This window comes from Lacticaseibacillus rhamnosus, from assembly GCF_900636965.1.
GTDB lineage: Bacteria > Bacillota > Bacilli > Lactobacillales > Lactobacillaceae > Lacticaseibacillus > Lacticaseibacillus rhamnosus.
The window spans coordinates 2074877-2094007 of sequence record NZ_LR134331.1; the positions used below are offsets into that span (position 1 = coordinate 2074877).

At 41.1% G+C, this 19131-nt stretch carries 16 protein-coding genes; 1 reads left to right on the top strand and 15 read right to left on the bottom strand.

Annotated elements, in window-relative coordinates:
- Positions 1–258: 258 nt before the first annotated feature.
- Both EL173_RS10480 and EL173_RS10490 read right to left on the bottom strand, forming a co-directional pair.
- A complete protein-coding gene (locus EL173_RS10480; protein WP_005692814.1) occupies positions 259–2409 on the bottom strand; it encodes an AAA family ATPase in 2151 nt (716 codons plus the stop codon).
- 392 nt (positions 2410–2801) lie between these two features.
- On the bottom strand, positions 2802–3566 hold the full coding sequence (locus EL173_RS10490; RefSeq protein WP_024129339.1) for a tyrosine-protein phosphatase: 765 nt from the start codon (positions 3564–3566) through the stop codon (positions 2802–2804).
- 157 nt (positions 3567–3723) lie between these two features.
- Here EL173_RS10490 and EL173_RS10495 point away from each other — a divergent pair, with 157 nt between their 5' ends.
- The gene (locus EL173_RS10495; protein ID WP_015764589.1) at positions 3724–4617 is read left to right on the top strand and encodes an LCP family protein; all 894 of its coding nucleotides are present in this window, start codon (positions 3724–3726) and stop codon (positions 4615–4617) included.
- 819 nt (positions 4618–5436) lie between these two features.
- On the opposite strand, the gene EL173_RS10500 is transcribed toward EL173_RS10495, so the two are convergent.
- From EL173_RS10500 to EL173_RS10560, 13 genes are all read right to left on the bottom strand, one after another.
- Positions 5437–6105, bottom strand: coding sequence for a sugar transferase (locus tag EL173_RS10500; protein WP_015764590.1), 669 nt, complete (start codon positions 6103–6105; stop codon positions 5437–5439).
- Positions 6106–6931: 826 nt separating this feature from the next.
- Positions 6932–7774, bottom strand: coding sequence for a dTDP-4-dehydrorhamnose reductase (gene rfbD, locus EL173_RS10505; protein ID WP_005712921.1), 843 nt, complete (start codon positions 7772–7774; stop codon positions 6932–6934).
- Positions 7775–7834: 60 nt separating this feature from the next.
- The gene (gene rfbB / locus EL173_RS10510) at positions 7835–8860 is read right to left on the bottom strand and encodes a dTDP-glucose 4,6-dehydratase (protein ID WP_005712923.1); all 1026 of its coding nucleotides are present in this window, start codon (positions 8858–8860) and stop codon (positions 7835–7837) included.
- 2 nt (positions 8861–8862) lie between these two features.
- Entirely contained in the window at positions 8863–9435 is a 573-nt protein-coding gene (gene rfbC / locus EL173_RS10515; RefSeq protein WP_015764591.1) for a dTDP-4-dehydrorhamnose 3,5-epimerase, read from the bottom strand.
- A gap of 13 nt (positions 9436–9448) precedes the next feature.
- Entirely contained in the window at positions 9449–10321 is an 873-nt protein-coding gene (gene rfbA, locus EL173_RS10520) for a glucose-1-phosphate thymidylyltransferase RfbA (protein WP_005712926.1), read from the bottom strand.
- A 188-nt stretch (positions 10322–10509) separates the two neighbouring features.
- The gene (locus EL173_RS10525) at positions 10510–11499 is read right to left on the bottom strand and encodes a polysaccharide pyruvyl transferase family protein (protein WP_015764592.1); all 990 of its coding nucleotides are present in this window, start codon (positions 11497–11499) and stop codon (positions 10510–10512) included.
- Between the two features lies 1 nt (position 11500).
- Positions 11501–12577, bottom strand: coding sequence for a glycosyltransferase family 4 protein (locus EL173_RS10530; RefSeq protein WP_015764593.1), 1077 nt, complete (start codon positions 12575–12577; stop codon positions 11501–11503).
- A 15-nt stretch (positions 12578–12592) separates the two neighbouring features.
- On the bottom strand, positions 12593–13684 hold the full coding sequence (locus EL173_RS10535; protein WP_005712933.1) for an EpsG family protein: 1092 nt from the start codon (positions 13682–13684) through the stop codon (positions 12593–12595).
- On the bottom strand, positions 13684–14700 hold the full coding sequence (locus EL173_RS10540; RefSeq protein ID WP_020751983.1) for a glycosyltransferase family 2 protein: 1017 nt from the start codon (positions 14698–14700) through the stop codon (positions 13684–13686). The genes EL173_RS10535 and EL173_RS10540 overlap by 1 nt, the downstream gene beginning before the upstream one ends.
- Positions 14684–15502 carry a glycosyltransferase family 2 protein gene (locus tag EL173_RS10545; protein WP_015764595.1) on the bottom strand — a complete coding sequence of 273 codons (819 nt, stop codon included), beginning with the start codon at positions 15500–15502 and terminating at the stop codon, positions 14684–14686. Before EL173_RS10545 ends, EL173_RS10540 begins: the two co-directional genes overlap by 17 nt.
- Positions 15492–16571 (bottom strand): glycosyltransferase, encoded by a 1080-nt coding sequence (locus tag EL173_RS10550; RefSeq protein ID WP_015764596.1) that lies wholly within the window; start codon positions 16569–16571, stop codon positions 15492–15494. Before EL173_RS10550 ends, EL173_RS10545 begins: the two co-directional genes overlap by 11 nt.
- Positions 16572–16586: 15 nt before the next feature.
- Positions 16587–17369 (bottom strand): glycosyltransferase, encoded by a 783-nt coding sequence (locus EL173_RS10555; RefSeq protein WP_015764597.1) that lies wholly within the window; start codon positions 17367–17369, stop codon positions 16587–16589.
- On the bottom strand, positions 17366–18757 hold the full coding sequence (locus EL173_RS10560; RefSeq protein ID WP_005712941.1) for a lipopolysaccharide biosynthesis protein: 1392 nt from the start codon (positions 18755–18757) through the stop codon (positions 17366–17368). Before EL173_RS10560 ends, EL173_RS10555 begins: the two co-directional genes overlap by 4 nt.
- Positions 18758–19131 lie beyond the last annotated feature (374 nt).

Below are 19131 nucleotides of genomic sequence, written 5' to 3' on the forward strand. Positions count from 1 at the left end.
GCACAAGCTTATACCGCTTTCAATAACAATTTTTGAAAAATTAATTTTCGATTACTAATATTCAAATATTTTCACCATAATCTGACATATAAAATACTGGCGATAAATTGTCTTTTAATAAGCCTTCATGCTGATCGTTCTAAAAGTTGTGGGCAAAACAGACGGGCGCAATTTATTTCAAATTTTATTATACTACTTTTTCAAAGCAAAAAAAGCGGCCGCCAAACGATTTTTTTCGCTTGACGGCCGCTGTGCGCATTACTTCGCACCGCTAGCTTCTTTCTTTGGCTTGTCGCTTGCTGGTTGCACTTCACTGACGATAATCGCACCATCAATCAAGTCAGCCTGTAACTTCTTAGCCTTCAGGTGATCCAGGTAGAAGTCGGTAACCTTATCGCGGATGTTGCGTTCAATGACCCGCCGTAATGGTCGTGCACCCATCGCTTCATCGTAACCTTGGGCAATCAACCAATCTTTGGCTGCATCCGTCACGGTGAGCGTGATGCCTTTCTTCGCCAAAGTCTTGTTGACGTCTTCAAGCATCAAGTCAACGATCTTACCCAAATCATTCTTGGTTAAGTGACTGAATTCAACAATCCCGTTAAACCGGTTCAGAAATTCAGGACGGAAGTAAGGCGCCAACCGTTTCATCAAATCTTCGTCCTTCTCCTTCTCGCCAGTTAATGCTTCATTGCCAAACCCAGCATTGGAAGTGGCAATGATGACGGTATTCTTAAAGTCAACGACATTACCTTGGCCATCTGTTAACCGACCATCGTCTAAGACTTGCAGCAACAGCGTCAAGACTTGTGGATCAGCCTTTTCGATTTCATCGAGTAAGACGATGGAATAAGGATTGCGCCGTACTTGCTCTGTCAGCGTGTTCTTGTTGTCATTGTAGCCAACATAGCCTGCGCTGGTGCCAATCAGTTTGGATACCGCTGTACGATCGCTATATTCGGACATATCTAACCGGATGATCGCATCTTTACTGCCGAAAAGATCTAACGCCAACTGCTTAGCTAATTCAGTCTTCCCGACACCGGTTGGTCCAACAAACAGGAAGCTGCCAATTGGGCGGTTACCTTCATCAAAGCCAGCCCGGTTCCGGCGAATAGCGCGGGCAACCATATCAACGGCTTCGTCTTGGCCAATTACCTTACCCTTCAGGCGCTTACCAATGCCTTTCAGCCGTTCAATATCGGATGCACCCAGCTTGGAAACCGGAATGCCAGTCAAACGTTCAACAGCTGCAGCGACATCATTCGGGGTTGCGACGACAGGCTTCTCGTTGTTCGTTCCTTCAAGCTGATGTTGCTTGTCGGCAATCTCCTTCTTAAGGTTGGCAGCTTTTTCAAAATCTTCAGCTTTTGCCGCTGCATCCTTTTGCGCGTTGAGATCCTTGATTTGCTTTTCCAGTTCCACCTTGTCAACAATCGGATGCTTGCTGGCTAAGTGTGCCGCGGTCATATCAATGAGGTCAATTGCTTTATCCGGCAAGGAGCGCTGTGGAATATATTGAATACTGTAATCCACCGCCGCCTTCAAAACATTTTCCGGTAACTGAACGTGATGATGCTGTTCGTAAAGCTTCTTGACGCCTTCCAGAATCTTGACTGTGTCGGCAGCACTCGGTTCATTGATCGTGACATCGTTAAACCGACGTGCCAAGGCGCTGTCCTTCATAATGGTATTGCGATATTCATCCTGCGTCGTCGCACCGATCACAGTGATTTCACCACGCGACAAAGCCGGCTTGATAATATCCGCGAGCCCCTTACCGCCAGACTCTTCGCCACCAGTTGCACCGGCGCCAAGAATTTGATGGATTTCATCAAAGAACAGAATCACATTGCCAGCAGCTTTCACTTCTTTGATCAGATTCTGAATCTTTTCTTCAAAGCTGCCACGATATTGCGTGCCTGCTTCCAGATTCGACAGATCAATCGACCAAATCTGCTTGTCTTTAATTGATTCAGGTACATTGCCCTTCACAATCGCTTGTGCCAAGCCTTCAACCACCGCGGTCTTGCCGACACCGGCGTCACCGACCAAAATTGGATTATTCTTCGTCCGCCGACTCAAAATTTCGGCAGTTTCCTGAATTTCGTGATCACGGCCAATCACCGGATCAAGCAGACCATCCTTGGCTTCTTGCGTCAGGTTGCGGCCAAGCTTTTCAAGAATACCGCCTTTCTTGACGGCTTGTTCGCCAGTCGTTTCAACCGGGATTTCATCGCCTTGCTTTGGCAGCTGGCCGGTCGCACGATACTGCGCAAATTCATCCGGCGTCATTTCGTGGCCATTCACCACATAACGGGCTGACTCGCCTTTACCCATTCCTTGAAGCATCTGATTGAATACATCGTCCATGTCATGATTGAAAAACGGATCGTTAAAGTTTGCCATAGTTGAATTCCTCCTTGTTGGGAATATGCGGGGAAAAAGCGGTGGTGGCGGGGAGCATGTTAGGATGAACAAGATCCTTGCTGCTTTCCTAAACGCGTTCGCAGGGCCAGAAACCTGCGTGTAAGGACCTTGGATGCACTGGTCAAAACCCGACCAGCACATCCAAGGCCACTTACACTCCGGTTTCTAAGCGGCCCTGTTCACGCTCTACAAAAAAAGCACTCCCAGGCGCTCTGACAGTACTTTCGTGTCGTGCTTATTCACTTGTTGGCACTGATACTGTTGCGCCTTTTCCTTGTTTACATAATGTATTATAGCATGAAATTAGCACTCGCACAACCCGAGTGCTAATTTTTTCTCACGCTAAGTCAGGCAAGGCGTTTCTCAGTTGATTAATACCGCGACAACAAACGCTTTTCAACCTTACGCTCATTAAACCGCACTAACGGATCCCCATTAACCAAGGCCCGGGCATTTTCCTCAAAAATCCGAGCTTTCTTTTCGCCACGCTTACGAGTCAACCGCTTGAACGCTGCACTCATCTCATAACTGCGACCCGGTAAGTGATGGGCATCAGAGGCAAAGACATGTGCTAACCCCGCATCGATAATGTCTTCGGAAAATTGTTGTACCTTTTTCCCAAAAGTGCCCACATAGCTACTAGCCGTCACCTGTGCAAAAGCTCCGCGCTCAACCATCTGATAAAGCAAACCGGGATGCTTCATCAGTCGGGTATTCCGTTCAGGATGGACAATGACCGGAATCATGCCACGCTGCATCACTTCAAACAACATATTTTGGGTATAAAGCGGCACATCGTCAGACGGAAATTCAATTAACACATAATGCCCGCTCACGTCACAAGTCAGAATGTCGTTATGGTCAATTGCTTCTAACAACTGCCCATTAATCCGCACTTCCTGACACGGGAAAACCGTCAGTGGAATATTGCGGCGGTCTAACTCGTCTTGAAACTCATCTGTCATCCGAATCACGTCAGTCGCATGATTCGTATACCGGCCATTCATATGGTGCGGCGTCATCAACGCATGCGTAATCCCATCAGCCACCGCCGCCTGTGCCAATTCAAGCGACGTGGTTAAGTCTTTTGAACCATCATCAATTCCCGGTAACATATGGCAATGCACATCAATCATCATTCAGTTCCCCTTCCAATACTATCTAAGTATCTAATGAAGCGCTCCCAAGGTCAAATTTTTTTGTAACAGTTTGTTAACGTTTCACAATAGATCAGCGAGCTGGCAGACTTTGCGGTATAATATGCAAAGATTACGGAGGAAATGAGGTTTAAAGATGAAAAAGATCCTAGTACGCGTTCTACTCGTCGTACTCGTTGCTGCGCTGGGGTTTGGCGGCTTCGTGTACTACATGGTTCACAACTCGACATCGCAAATATATTCCTATAATAAGAAGACAAACAAATCTTCCGATGATAAAACCACCAGCAAAAAGCCGGTCGCATACTTACTGCTCGGTACAGACACAGGCGAACTTGGCCGCTCCTACAAAGGCCGTACCGACACCATGATCGTGATGGTACTCAACCCCAAATCAAAAACAACCACCATGGTCTCAGTCCCACGTGACACCAAAGTCGATTTTGATGACGTCACAATCAAAATCAACGCAGCCTATTCTTACGGTTCCTCTGACACCGCCATGGAAGCCGTTGAGAAGCTGTTAAACATCAAATTGGATGGTTACCTGCTCGTCAACATGAAAGGCCTAGAACAGATGGTAGATGCCGTTGGTGGCGTCACAGTAACCTCGCCATTAAGCTTTGACTATGAAGGCAAATCATTTGTTAAGGGTCAGTCATATGACTTAAACGGCAGTGACGCCTTGAAGTTCTCGCGGATGCGGTATGACGATCCTCAAGGGGATTATGGCCGTCAGATGCGGCAACAGCTCATTTTGACGTCTGTTATCGGTAAGCTTAAGAAGAATCCAACGACTGTGTTGAGTCAGAAGTTCCTCGATGCTGTTGGGAAGAATGTTCGGACTGATGTTTCGCTAGGGTCGGTTAAGAACTTGGCAACCGATTACCGTGATGCTGGCAATACGATCAAGAGTGATCAGTTGCATGGTACTGGTCAGAATATTGATGGGCAAGATTATGAAGTGATGTCTGATAAAGAACTTACAAGGGCACATGATGTTATCCAAAATGCGTTAGATGCAAAGTAAAGGACATAAAAGTCTACGGCATGAATTGATGGAAAATTAATCAATTCGTGCCGTAGTTTTTTGGGTCTATACTTTTTGATGTTGGATATTTATCGACAATGAAAATGTGGGCCTTTTCCCGATACCGTAAAAAAACACCTACTCAGTATTCTATGTCACGCTTATTAGCTACTGAACTAAACCAAAGTAAGTAAAGTATGAATAAATGTCCAACTATAAATCTCCACTGTTCGTTTTTGAAATACCAGCCTCAAACATCCATGTTTCTTTTGTTCATGACAATTATCGTGGTAAAGGCTCGCAAAACAGGAAGATCTACGTCATCAGTGACGATCTAACCTATCAGCTGAAAGATTGTCCAACTGTGCGCATTTAATCTCTTGCACCTAATGGCTTCTATATCGTTCATGCCCATATTCGAAACGACAGAGGCGCATCAACGATCATTAATCTTCACAAGCAACGCCATCGCTGCCTAAATTGCGCCACACGATCGCCGCCAGCTTTGGCTCCCAAATAATGACAACTACTGACAGTTAGAACCATTGTATGGCGTGCTGGGTGGCTATCTAGGATCGACACTTCCACACCCCACACGATGGCATCAACATCTAATCCGGTTCCTAAAACGATCCTAACCCCGGCTTCAAAATCTCTGCTTCTAGTTTGCCGCCCATGCCAGACGCACTAAAAAAGACGGCCCACCCAAAAGGAGAGCCGCCCCTAAAGATAAACTTATTCTTCAAGACTGTCTATAGCGAAGTCATCGTTTCAAATCCGCTTAAAGACAAGCCAATACAGTTGATGAAAAATGCTTCTTTAATAGGCTCCAGTTGGATGAACGACAACAAGAACAGTTTTGAATAAAATTCGAAGATCTTCAGTAACACACGCATTGTTGATGTACTGAATGTCCAACCTGACCATTTCATCAAAACTTAATTCGTTTCGTCCCGAAACCTGCCACAATCCCGTAACACCAGGAACAACTGCTAACCGTTGACGATCATAATCTGTATACTTGACGACTTCACGTGGCAACGGAGGTCTTGGTCCAACCAAACTCATATCACCACGAAGAACATTATATAATTGTGGCAGTTCATCAAGGCTGTATTTTCGAATGACTCGTCCAACACGCGTAATTCGCGGATCATGCTTAATTTTAAACATTGCCCCCTCAACGTCATTCTTTTTAAGTAATTTGTCGACCATCTTGTCCGCTCCAGTTACCATGGATCGAAACTTCCACATTTTAAACGTCCTACCATCTTTTCCCATTCTTGTCTGCGAATAAAAAATTTTCCCGTGCGGATCATCTATTTTGATCAGAATGGACAAAATTAAAAAAACACCACTAAGCAGAACAAGACCAACAAAACTGGCTAAGAAATCGAAACAACGTTTAGTTACTAGATATGTCGGTGTTAACCCCCCAAGATCAACTTGTTCAACGGTAGTTTGTCTGTGCTTAGATGCAGTCTCCAAATTTACCCCTCCAATATTTGGCAATCATATAAGTAAAGTTTCCCCAAATTCTCTGTTCAAGTAATCTTATAACATTCCTAATGTAGTAGCAACCTTAATTTGTACACTAACCAGTGTGAAATCTCATTAGATAAAGAACAATCCGACTATTACAAAATGTCAACTTTAACTCAGCATAAAAATCGTACATCCGAGCAACAGAGCATAAGGCTGCAATTCATGCCTAATCTTCACTGTTAATTTTTACCCATAAACAGTTCTACTTTCAAGAAATACAACAAAACTGCTCAAGTTGCCCTAATTAATGATTTATACAGTTCTGATTATATTGGAATTGCCTCATTAGTCAATAGCATAATTATTATACAGTTGTTTTTGTGCCGATCATATACAATTTCATGGGTGCCTAAACACTATCTACGGTCAATTTAGAACCCAAAAAGCCGACAAAATACAACGGAAAACCGGATTTTGTCGGCTTTTTTTAATAGTGGCTTAAAAATTCGTATTGTTTACATCACCGTTTCAAGTGACATGCTATCTTACAAACGAATAAAGTTTAAAACCCGGGTTTAAAATCCGGGTCATTATAGACCATCTCCACTTAGTACAGTGCAGATCAAGCTATCCGAAAGATTAGCATTGTCCAACAAACAAGCTCCAAAAACTAGACATATGCTAGAAGACTCACAAGACGCAATAATAAAATTGTCTCTACTTATCATTTACATTCTTATCATATGGAGGATAAAACTGGCCAAATGCTTTGGACAATCTAAATATCTTTTTTACCCAAAATGGCAAATTGACATTTTTATGATGATCATTATTTGTCTATACTTTTCAAGAAATTCTTTAAAGCGTCTTGCCACGTTGGAATCTCAAACCCGGTGGCCTTCGTCTTACTTAAATCCAAAATCGAATGGCGGGGCCGCCATGCTTTTTGTGGGTATTCCTTTGACGATACCGGCTTAACCGTAACGTCTTTATCCGCCAAAATAGCACTGGCAAATTCATACCAATTACAGCTGTTATCATTGGATAGATGATAGATTCCGTAATCTAAACGCTTATCAACGGCAAAGGTCATAAACTCGGCCAGCGTTTTGGTCCATGATGGACGGCCATATTGATCGTCCACCACGGTCAATTCCTTATGCGTTTTGGCGAGGTTCAACATCGTGTAGACGAAGTTGTGACCATATTCACCAAATACCCAAGAAGTACGAATAATGTAGTACTTCTTAAGGTACTTTTGCACTTGCTGTTCGCCTTCGTATTTTGCCCGTCCATATTCATTGCGTGGCGCAGGTTGATCGTTAACTGTATAAATTTCCTTGCTGTCGCCATCAAATACGTAATCAGTACTGATGTAAACTAAGGTCGCATCGACCTTCTCCGCAGCTTTAGCCAGATTACGAGTACCGTCAACGTTCACCAGCTGATTGATAGCCTTTGCCTCGTCTTCGGCTTTATCAACGGCTGTATAGGCAGCACAGTGATACACTACCTCAGGCTGATAGTCCGCAAAATACTGATTAACGGCGGCTTCATCGGTAATATCCAGATCTTTGGCGTCAGTCGCCCGATACGTCATGCCGCGTGCATCCAATAAGTGGCGTAGTTCTGTACCAAGTTGGCCTTGTGCGCCGGTAATCAAAATTTTCATTTATCTTCTCCTCAACATTTTAAAAATTGGTAGGTTCAACTAATTGAAGTTGAGTTCGATTTATTGACCATTCTTTTTGTATTTCGCTTCAACTGCTGACTTTTCATCTTGCCACCAACTACGATGGTCGGTATACCACTTAATGGTGTCCGCCAAGCCTTCTTCAAAGTCGGTATATTGAGGTTTCCAGCCTAACTCTTCGCGAGTCTTGGAGGCGTCAATGGCATAACGCATATCATGGCCCGGGCGATCTTTGACTTGATCATAATAGTCAGTCGGTTTGCCCATGAGCTTCAAGATCAATTCGAGAACGGTCTTGTTATCCTGTTCGCCATTAGCCCCGATTAAGTAAGTTTCGCCAATCTTGCCTTTGGTCAAAATATCCCAGATGGCGCTGGAATGATCATTGGTGTGAATCCAGTCACGGACATTCTTACCGGTGCCATAAAGTTTTGGCTTAATGCCACTCAAGATATTGGTGATTTGTCGCGGAATGAACTTTTCAATATGTTGATAGGGTCCATAGTTATTGGAGCAATTAGAGATGGTCGCCCGAACGCCAAAAGAACGTGCCCACGCATGAACAAGCATGTCACTGGCCGCCTTGGTAGAAGAATAAGGGCTTGAAGGGTTATAACGACTGTTGACAGTGAACTTTTCACCGGGGCCTTCACCATGGCCGGGGAGATCTTCACGTAACGGTAAATCACCATAAACTTCATCGGTTGAGATGTGGTGGAAGCGAACATCATACTTACGGGCCGCTTCCAACAAAGTATAGGTGCCAATCACGTTACTGTGTAAGAACGGATCCGGATTAATCAGTGAGTTATCATTATGACTTTCAGCCGCAAAGTTAACCACCGTGTCCACTTGACCCATCAATTGATCGACCAGTTCTTTGTCCGCAATATCGCCAACGACTAACTTAACCCGATCGCCCAAAACGTCTTCGATATTGGCTTTGTTGCCGGCATAGGTCAGCTTATCCAAGACCATGATCTGAACATCTGGATGGTTCTTATAAACAAAATGGACAAAGTTTGAGCCGATAAAGCCGGCCCCGCCTGTAATCATAAGTTTCATGTTTAAATCTCCCCGTAAATAAAGTTATTCTCGGCATCTTTTAATTGCGGATGATGCTGATCTTTTTCCGACATAATCAGATGTGCCGTTGACATCGGCCAGTCAATCCCAATATCCGGATCATCAAACGCGATTCCGCGATCAGCTTCAGGGGCATAATAACCCTCAACTTTATAAACAAAGTTAACATTGGGCGTCAAAGTAATGAAGCCATGCGCGAACCCCTTAGGAACCAAGAGTTGGCGATGATTATACTGACTCAGGATATAACCTTCCCAGTGACCATATGTTGGCGAACCTTTGCGAATATCCACCAAGACATCCTCAACGACCCCGGTCACCACGCGCACCAGCTTCGTCTGCGCATAAGGTGCCATTTGATAATGCATGCCGCGTAAGACCCCGGCTTCGGCCGACAGTGACTGATTATCTTGGTTGAAATCATTTTTAATTCCGGCTTCAACAAACTTTTCCCGGGTATACGTTTCTGTGAAAAAACCGCGATTGTCGCCGAACACATCGGTTTCAACTAACTTAACATCCTTTAATTTGGTTGGAATAACTTTTAAACTCAAATGTCTTTGCCTCCTATGCTTCTTCGTCTGCTAATCGCAAAATGTATTGGCCGTAATCGTTCTTCTTGAGCGGCTGTGCCAGTTCGCGTAATTGATCACGATCAATGTAACCCATTCGGTAGGCTACTTCCTCAAGACAGGCAATTTTAAGATTCTGTCGCTTCTGAACTGTCTCAATAAAACTAGCCGCCTCATGTAAGGATTCATGGGTGCCAGTATCTAACCAAGCAAACCCTCGACCCAACAGCTCAACATCAAGTTGGCCGCGTTCGAGATACGCTTTGTTCACATCGGTAATCTCTAGTTCGCCTCGTGGTGATGGTTTAAGATTCTTAGCAATCTCTACCACTTGATTATCGTAGAAATACATACCGGTGACCGCAAAGTTGCTTTCTGGATGCTCAGGTTTTTCTACAATCGACTGCACATGGTGTTGCTTGTCAAATGCCACCACCCCAAAACGCTCAGGGTCATTGACTTGATAGCCAAACACCGTCGCCCCAGTTGTTTTGGCAGCAGAGCGCTGAACCAACTTGGACAAGCCGCTGCCATAAAAGATATTATCGCCAAGAATAAGACAAACAGAATCATCCCCAATAAAGTCTGCACCAACAATAAAGGCTTCAGCCAGTCCATTTGGTTTGTCCTGTACTTTGTAACTGATATTAAGCCCCAATTGTTTACCATCTTTTAGAAGATCCTCAAAACGATCAATATCACGCGGTGTTGAAATCACCAAAATGTCACGAATACCCGCCAACATCATTGTTGACAATGGGTAATAAATCATTGGCTTGTCATAAACGGGAACCAACTGTTTTGAGATGGCCTCCGTAATTGGATACAAGCGAGTTCCTGATCCACCGGCTAAAATTATACCTTTCATTTGCTACTCCTCCTCATCAATCGGCAAACTTGATTCATATGACCAACAAAACAATACCCCAACAAAGCCATCATTACCAGTTTGCTTTTCCCTATCATTTAAAAAAAGTTCCAAATAAACCAAGATATCAAAAAAGACTTCATTAAAACTAACATTCTTTAAACTAACCTATGCAGTTATACACACGTTTATAAAACAAATTGTTGTTTCCACCGTTCAATTTCGGCAAAAGGAATTTGAAGATCAATCGGATTTGGCTTTTGGATGATATCTTTTAACTTATCAATATCCTTCATCGGCAAGGTCGGCAGGTTCGTGTCTTTCGCAATTTCCGTAGCGCGATTATCGACTTCGACAATTAATGCCCGGCGTTTATGTTGCAGTGCTCGTATCCCTGCATGCAGTCGAGTACCAATGTAATCAACCTCTCCGGATAAGGCTTCATCATAAGCTTCCAGACTCGGATTGATAAACTTAATTCTTGATTTATCCTTAATATTCAATTTATCAATTAAATCTTTGTCAGGAGGAGCCTGAATCCACAAAGAAACCTGCTTATACATCTCTAAAAGTGTCGCTAGCATTTTCTCGTAAACTTTTACGTATTCTCCATTATTTCGATAGTCCGTAATTGTCGTAACGACTTTATCACTCTGGCGAAGCGGTAACTGCTTTAAAGATTCAGTATCAAGTCTCCACATGGTCACACAAGATGTATTTATTGACCGAAATCCATATTCCTCAAGTTTTTTTTGAGTGTAAGAATCACGAACCGAATGTAGATAATGTGAACTCAATGATTTCTTGTAAAGCATTTTTTGGGCAAGGACAAAAGGTTGATCAATTAAACGTGTAAATTCACGATAAGATTGCCATCCTAATGCTAATCCAACGATATCATTTAATCTTCGGGCATCTCGAAATCCAAAACGCCATTGCGCAACATTTCTGCCAGTAAATCGTCCGCTTAGTAAATTGGAGCCGCCAAGAAACTTTAACTTTGTTCGATTTCCCCAAGAATAAGCAAATTTCCCAACAGTATCGTGAGTTGTCGTTCGAATCAACAAGTCATCTGGAAACAAATCGTGTAATTCCTTGTTGACGGAATCCATAATAATATAGTCTCCTAAATTTTCACTAGTCTGGCTTGTGTCAAAAACCAAAATTCTCTCAGTCATTTTATTTTTTCCCTACTTCCTCAAATACTTGACAAAGCTTGGTCGTCGAACGCTCTATACTTAATGCTAAAATTGTGTTCACACCGTTGCGAACCAATTTCTTGTGCAACTCTTCATCAAAAAAAACATTCTCAATGGCTGTCACAAAACCATCCAGATTATCCGGCTTAACTAACAACCCAGTCTGGTTATCAATGACATAATCTTTAACTCCACCTATGTCTGAAGCAACAACTACTGCCCCACTTATCATTGCCTCCATCCCGGTCAAACTCCATCCCTCAAGTAAACTAGGCAATAAATAAACACATGATCCACCATATATGTCATCGCGAAGAGTGAGCTGACTCGGATTTCGAAAAGTATGAACCCACGTTGGTAATTTTTCCGGCATCTCCCATACACCAAATAAGTTCACTTCAAGATCCGGAATCTTAGTTCTCAGTTTTTCCAAAATCTGTAACCCAAATGCGGTCCGTTTAGAAGGCTCGGCATGATTCAGCAGAGCAACCGTATGTCCACGATGCTCTATTTCTGTATTAGGACTAAAAAACTTTGTCTCTAAAAAATTGGGAACAATCGGAGGTTTAATTCCGGACAGATTCTGTACAAGTTTCTGCAACCACGTGGCAATTACTACATTATGTAATCCAAGACAAAAACTCTTGTCTGCAAATTCCCTGCCATTAACCCACGTCTCGTAATTCTGAATGAAATAGAACTTGTTACCTTTGCTTCCGGGCGCATTAGCTATAAAATAACTTGTTTCTACACCCGTTGCCACCAAGACATCAGCATCTTTTAAATGCTTGGGAGTTACAACGTTGAAATCAAGAATAATTTTATCACTTAAAGGATACCAAGTAACTTGCTCTTTATTCTTTCGAAAAAGGCCGGCTGAAGCACCAAGAAACTTCATGGATCGCACGAAGTTATTATGATAAAACCTTGGTGAATATACAAAGGAAATAACCACTTCATTGCCACGCATCACTAGTTGATTTGCATACTGATAAATCACCTTGTACCCACCAGCCACAACATCTTCATTACCAGGTAAAACAAAATTTATTTTCACAGTGTCTCCCCACTTTCACTGAAAAACAGAATCGGATATTAGCCCAATAGTGTACCCAATGTACCTGCCAGATTCAGGATAAATAATAAAATTCTGAAGCCAGAAGACAAAACAGGCTATAACAAATACATAGATTAAAATGATGAAACGTTTGTAACTTAGCTTTTCGACAAGTTGTGAATAAGCTATGTATGAAAACACAGATGCGTCACGGACTAATCTGACATAGTCTGAAGAAAGAAGAGTCAAAACAACCGAAAACACACTTAAAAACGCAGGAACTAAAACGTTCTTTGATTTTGGATCGTTCAAAAAATTCCTGACTGATGGACTATTAAGAAAAAACGGAAATAGCAAAATGGCCACAATAAAGACTGTTAATAGCCAGGCATTAAAACCAATACCATTGTTATACACAGAAACAAGATCAAATGAGAAATCAGATCTTGCTCCAGTAATAGATAAAAAGGTTCCGAATGCACTTTGAATGGACTGAACACCAAAAATTAAAAATAAAATCGAAACTGGAAAGCTAACAATTGCAACAACTTTCAATCCCTTAATCAACTTATCCCAAGGAATAAAGAATAAAATACCGCCCAATAAAAAGAAATACCCCAAAGTATGAAAAGATGTAGCAATAACAAGCACTAGAAAGCCCAAAACTATGTTAGCGAATTGCCCTTGCTTCAGCATCGAAAATCCAAGTAAAGCAAGCGCCAACATAATCATATTCCTAATTTGAATGGCTTCAATAGCAAATAATCCCACGTTAAAAGCTAATACAACTAGACTTGGATTCTTTGAAAGACGAAAAATGGCTATTCCGAAAATTATGAAAGTTGCGCATGCAATATACACTCGAAAAGTCTCATACGAAGCTCCCCAATTAAAGAAAAGCTTTGCCAAGAATGTATAACCCTTTTCAAAGTTGTCTAACTGCTGGCTGTAACTCAACTTATATAGATTGTAATCAGCATTATGACGAACAGCAGGATATGCTACTAAAAACGCATCAACAGCCAGTGCCAGAATTGATATTGTTTTCTGAAGTTTATTGGTCAAGAAGGAAAGAGCCAATAATATGGTTGCAATAATAAAAAACATTATTTACTTCCTATCCACGGTTGCGTAGTGTATTCTGTAGTATGAATAAAAATCATAAGAATTAAGTGCAGCCAACGTCTTCTGTGATGCATTAACTTGTATACCTTGATGGCCGAACTCAGGCGTTCATGGAAAGCTCCCGCATCATAATATTTCCTATACAAAGAAACAATTGGCATTACGCCATCGTTAACCGTTATCTTTTCATTTTTGATGATTTCGCCGACACAAACATTATCATGCACTAATTGTCCCGGCACTGCAACTGCCTTGTTAACTTTTTGGACCAACGTTTCCTTCTTTTTAATGGCACCTATCACATTACCTTCGTGCTGTCTATAAAAGACGGTTGGCTTGTCGATAAGATAAAGCTGGCCAGACGCGGCGATCAACAGTGCAAGAAAAGAATCATGCATATTAACACTTTTAATTACGTTTACAGTAACGTTGTTCTTAAAAAGTTCTCTAGCGGCATTATTAATCGCGAAAGCACAGCCAACTACTCGATAATCAAATGATAAGAATTTAAAATCAATGGCTCCTTTTTTCCAATGAGAGACTTGGCTCATTTTTTTGCCAGTCGAATTTGCATCTTTATCCGCGATCCATAAGTCTGAATAAACTCCAATTGGCTTCTTATCTGACAATTTATCGAATTTAGAAAGAAAGATCCCAATCTTATTTTCATCCCAGATATCATCTTGATCGCTCAAAAAGTAGTAATCAGCATTTATTGAATGTGACACTAATAAAGAAAAAAAGGATGCTTTGACTCCAACGTTCCCCTCCGGTTCATTGATAATGGTAATCAGATCCTTGAATTGCCTTTTAAGTGATTTAACGATCTCTAAAGTTCTATCCGTAGAACCATCATCACGAATATATACTCTAACCTGAACATTACTAGGAACTACCTGGTGTGCAATACTGCGAACCTGAGATTCAACGTACTTCTCACCATTGTAAGTAGACATTAATACAGCTACCCGACAGACTTGCTTATCCAAGCATCTCACCATTCTTTCCCTTTAGGCCATCGTTTATTCCTTTTACAATAAAGCGGACTCTTTTCATTCGGTTATTGTTAAAAAGAAGCTCGAAAGCTACTCTTTTTGCCATCAGTCCCAGAATATATCCTTTGCGAGTAAATACGCGGTTTTGCTTCAACAGTAAAATTGCATTTCTAAAAACATAATAGTTACGGAAGGGGGCAGACCGAGTGTGATTGTGTATTGTCTCGGAATCAATTTGATGATGCAAGTGTGTCCCTTCAATAACTCCTATCCGGTATCCTGAGGAGCGCATTCGCCAGCAAAACTCATAGTCTACAAAATCAATAAACAGGTTCTCGTCAAATCCACCCAACTTGTCAAAGACAGATTTTAAAACTGCCGATCCAGAACTAATAACCTCATCAACGTCATCGACTTTTACTTCCTTCTCCGAGCTTTGATGAACAGACAAGGCTAGCATACCATAGTTTTCTTTAGCCTTTACCGAAAATAGCGTGAACAATGTTTGTAAATCCTTCTCGGATGCCCATGAATCCTGATCGAAAAAACACACCGTTGCAATCTGATCAGACAAAGCCGCTAATCCGATATTTTGTGCCTTACCTATACCTTTATTCGCATGCAGCGGTATATATGTTACATTTCTAATCAACTTCACTTGCTCAGTAAGTTCAATATTATTCCCACCAGAATTGTCTACAATAACTAGCTCGTCAAAGAATGAGTCGTAATGTTTGATTGTCTTTATAAGTTGGGACACATTGGGCTTATATACAACACAAACCGCGCCATTCCTATTTTGCATGATTCAATGCCTCTACATTAGAAAAGAATGCCTGCCAACCATTGTCATTTGTCTCTTTAAAGCTTCTCCTAGAAGGATTCATTCTTATTCCGGCCAATAGAGAGTTGTAAATAGACTTCACATCATCAGGATCAAAGTAACTAATCGAATCGTACTCACTAGTTACTTCAGTGACCGGGCTGATATTTGCAGCAACAATCTGTCTTTGCAATATCATTGCTTCAATAAGCGGTAACCCGAGAGTTTCAATTTTTGAAGGAAAGACTAATATACTATGATTTAAAATTTCGATTACCTTAGCCCGAGGAATCCTTCCTAGAAACTTAATATTCGAATCATCAGGTACTTGCCCGTACAAACGACCGTATTCCTTTCTAGAGATCGTAAATATTAAGTGATGTTCACGCCTTACTTCGTCAGAAAGCATTTCATAGGCGTCAACTAGATTTCGATGGTTCTTATAAACCATTGCAGTACTCGGAAAAAAGAAATTGCTTCCTTTACTTCCTAAAATCTGACCTTTGAAATCATTTTTATCAATAGATGGTCGCGTTACAAAAATTGGTGTTTTAGCGTACTTCTGTACTTCTTCCAACATCCAGTGAGTTTGTACCGTGATTGCCCCCTTATGAAAACTCCTTAAGTTCAATTTGATAACACTGCCCACTAAACTTTGGTAAAAAGCCATTTTCCTCTCCGAGCTTTTAAAGAAGCTAAATTTATAATTTGTTTCGAACGGGAGAGGTTGGTGCACATATAACATTTCAGGAGCATTAACTCCAAGAACGGCGGTATTCTGTAGAGAAATAACCACATCCGGTTTTAAAGAATTAATGACACCAGCACCTCTCCAGAAATCGAAAAAAATTCTTTTTATGTAGTTACGCTGCAAATCAGGGCGCAAAATAACCTTTATGTTTGGCGAAGTAGTGATCAGACCATCTGTCCCAACTATAAACGTAAAACGGTCTTCTGTATGTTCAAGCGCAAATTTATTGACATCTTGTAATATTGATAATATCCCTCCAGAATTTTGCCTTACTACAAAATCGACGATGACATAATGCATCTTGACACTCCCCCTTTAGAACAACTTCCATCCCCACTTGTTGTAATACTTAAACATGCTTTTTATCATTTCACGAATTCCCGAAATCTTTCGGTTTGCCTGTTGCCATTCATGTTCAACTGTTAAACGTGGATAGTAAATCGACTCGCTAATTGTATTGACCGCCATTGTAATGTCAGTATCCTCCATGTAGAGAAAATAGCGTTCATCGAATCCTCCGACCTTCTTAAAAATTGAAGATCTAAAAACCATAAATGCACCATGGGCATTACAAGTAGGCATAATCTGACTATATCCAGTACTGGCCTGTACAAACTTCAGTTGGCGTTGCTTGAAAACTCCTTTTCCCAAAAGCCTTATTGCTTGATCAAAAACTGTAGATTGTAGTTTATTTGTTAACTGGACACTACCGTCTGGATTAATTAATTTAGGTACCAAAAGTCCAATTTTAGGATTCAGGTTTAAGAATTGAATAGCTGCATCGAAATCCTGAGTGTTGATATTCTTTATATCAGGATTCATTACAACAAAGTACTCTGACTCTACTTCCCGAAAATTAAAGTTATGTCCTCCCCCAAAGCCCATATTATCTTCAGAAATTAAAACTTTAACATGACTTTTCTCACTAACAATTCTTTTTAGAAAAGAATCAGTAAACGCAATTTTAGACCCATTATCCAATAACAAAAGCGTCAACTCATTTGTCGAATGGTGAGCCAAATATTCGAATTCTCGTACGATTCTTTCAATTGTCTTCAGTTCTGTGCGATAAAGCACAACAGAAATTACAACCCTCATCTTGTTTTTCCTTTTCCTAACGCCTTTAACGCCTTAACGTTTACGACCACTTCTATAATAGTGATTAAACTTAAAAGAGCAACGCTTGTAACTCCCCACTGCAAGAAATAATTGACATCAATCATCAACACGATTCCTATTAATGAAAGTAATAACTGATTAAAATTTGCTTTTAGCGAAATATAACGTTGTATGTCTTTATATCGAATCGCAGCAACTAATAAAAAGCCCAGCATAGCTCCCAAGCCAGCCCCTTGAACTCCAAAACTCGGTATTAGTAATGAGTTGAAGAGAACATTGGAAATCATACCAAAAACTGTCGAGCTCATTATTGCACGAGTTCTCTTTGTCGCCAAATATAAAGTGCCTATAAAACTTGAGAAGTTTGCAAACACTGCTGCAATCAACAGAAGTGGGACCAGTTTCCATGATTCATAAAAGTCAGGAGCTACAAAAACACGCATCAAAGGCTTTAGAATAAACAGAATGCCCGATAAGGATATCATTGACAATGCGATATTTGCATTCAATATCTCCGAAAAAAAACTACTTCTAGGATTTTCTTGGTATTCTTCGACTGCTGAAATTTGCCACGCCTGTGTAAAGACATTGTAGAGAACATTTATAATCGTTGGAATTTTATTAGCAACTGCATAGAGCCCGTTCGCAGAGAGCCCGACAATAGCAACGATAAAAAAACGGCTAGCATCATTTGTGAAAAACCACATGAACGCATTAGGTATCAAAGGAATGCTATATTTCAATAAAGACCTAAGTATAGAGGTATCAAACTTCTTTACTGAAAAGAATCGCCACCCTCTTGATCCAAAAAAGGTTAAGCAAATGGAACTTAACGCCGAAAAGATCAAAGCGCAAAAGTACCCGGTTACTCCCTGCTTCAAAACAGCTATTAAATAATATCCCGTCACAGCCATTATCAATGTCGAAAAAATGCCGTTAAACGCAAATAACTTCACATATTCTATAGCACGGATAAAATTCTGAAGCAATGCCTGTAGAATTACAAGTGTGAGGTATACAAGGATATAGCCACCATTAGCAATATGGAAAAAACGAACTACTGGATACAGAAACAATAAAACTAGACTTACCGTAATTGTAAAAGTCAATCCGGTTGTAAAAATGGCTTGATCGTCTGATTCGTCATCCATCAAAAATCTAAAAACCGCATCCGCAATGCTCAGAGCGACAATTGGTGACAACATATTTACAGTAGTCGTAGCAAGATCGACTGTCCCAAATTGCTCAGTAGAAAGGTAATTCGTGAAAAGCGGAACCATTAAGAAAGTAATGAGTTTACTACCTAAATTTCCCACCGCGAAAATAGCCGAATTCCCCAGCAACTTTTTAGTCTTTTGTGTTGCCATTAAAGAAGCTCCCCTTTAAATCTTTCTAAACTTTTTCCAATATTGAACTCCAATACAGCCCAATTCTCTCTATCTTCTGCTGTTTCTGCATTGATCAAAAAGCAGCAAATTATTAGCAGGAGCATCGGCTTTTAACCTTCGCAACCACTTCCTGTAAGCTTCTCTGGTTATATCTTTATCAAATCTGTCTTGTGAAGTCGACTGAAAGCATATTTTGCAACGTGCCATGCTTTCCCCAAAAACAAAATATTTAGTAGCACGCTGTTATGGTCGTACTTATCACCATTCGGTTGACACAATGTTATCAGTTAGCAACATATGCTTTCACCAATATCTAAAAAGGTCTTATAATCACTTTTGACAGTTAGAAGCGC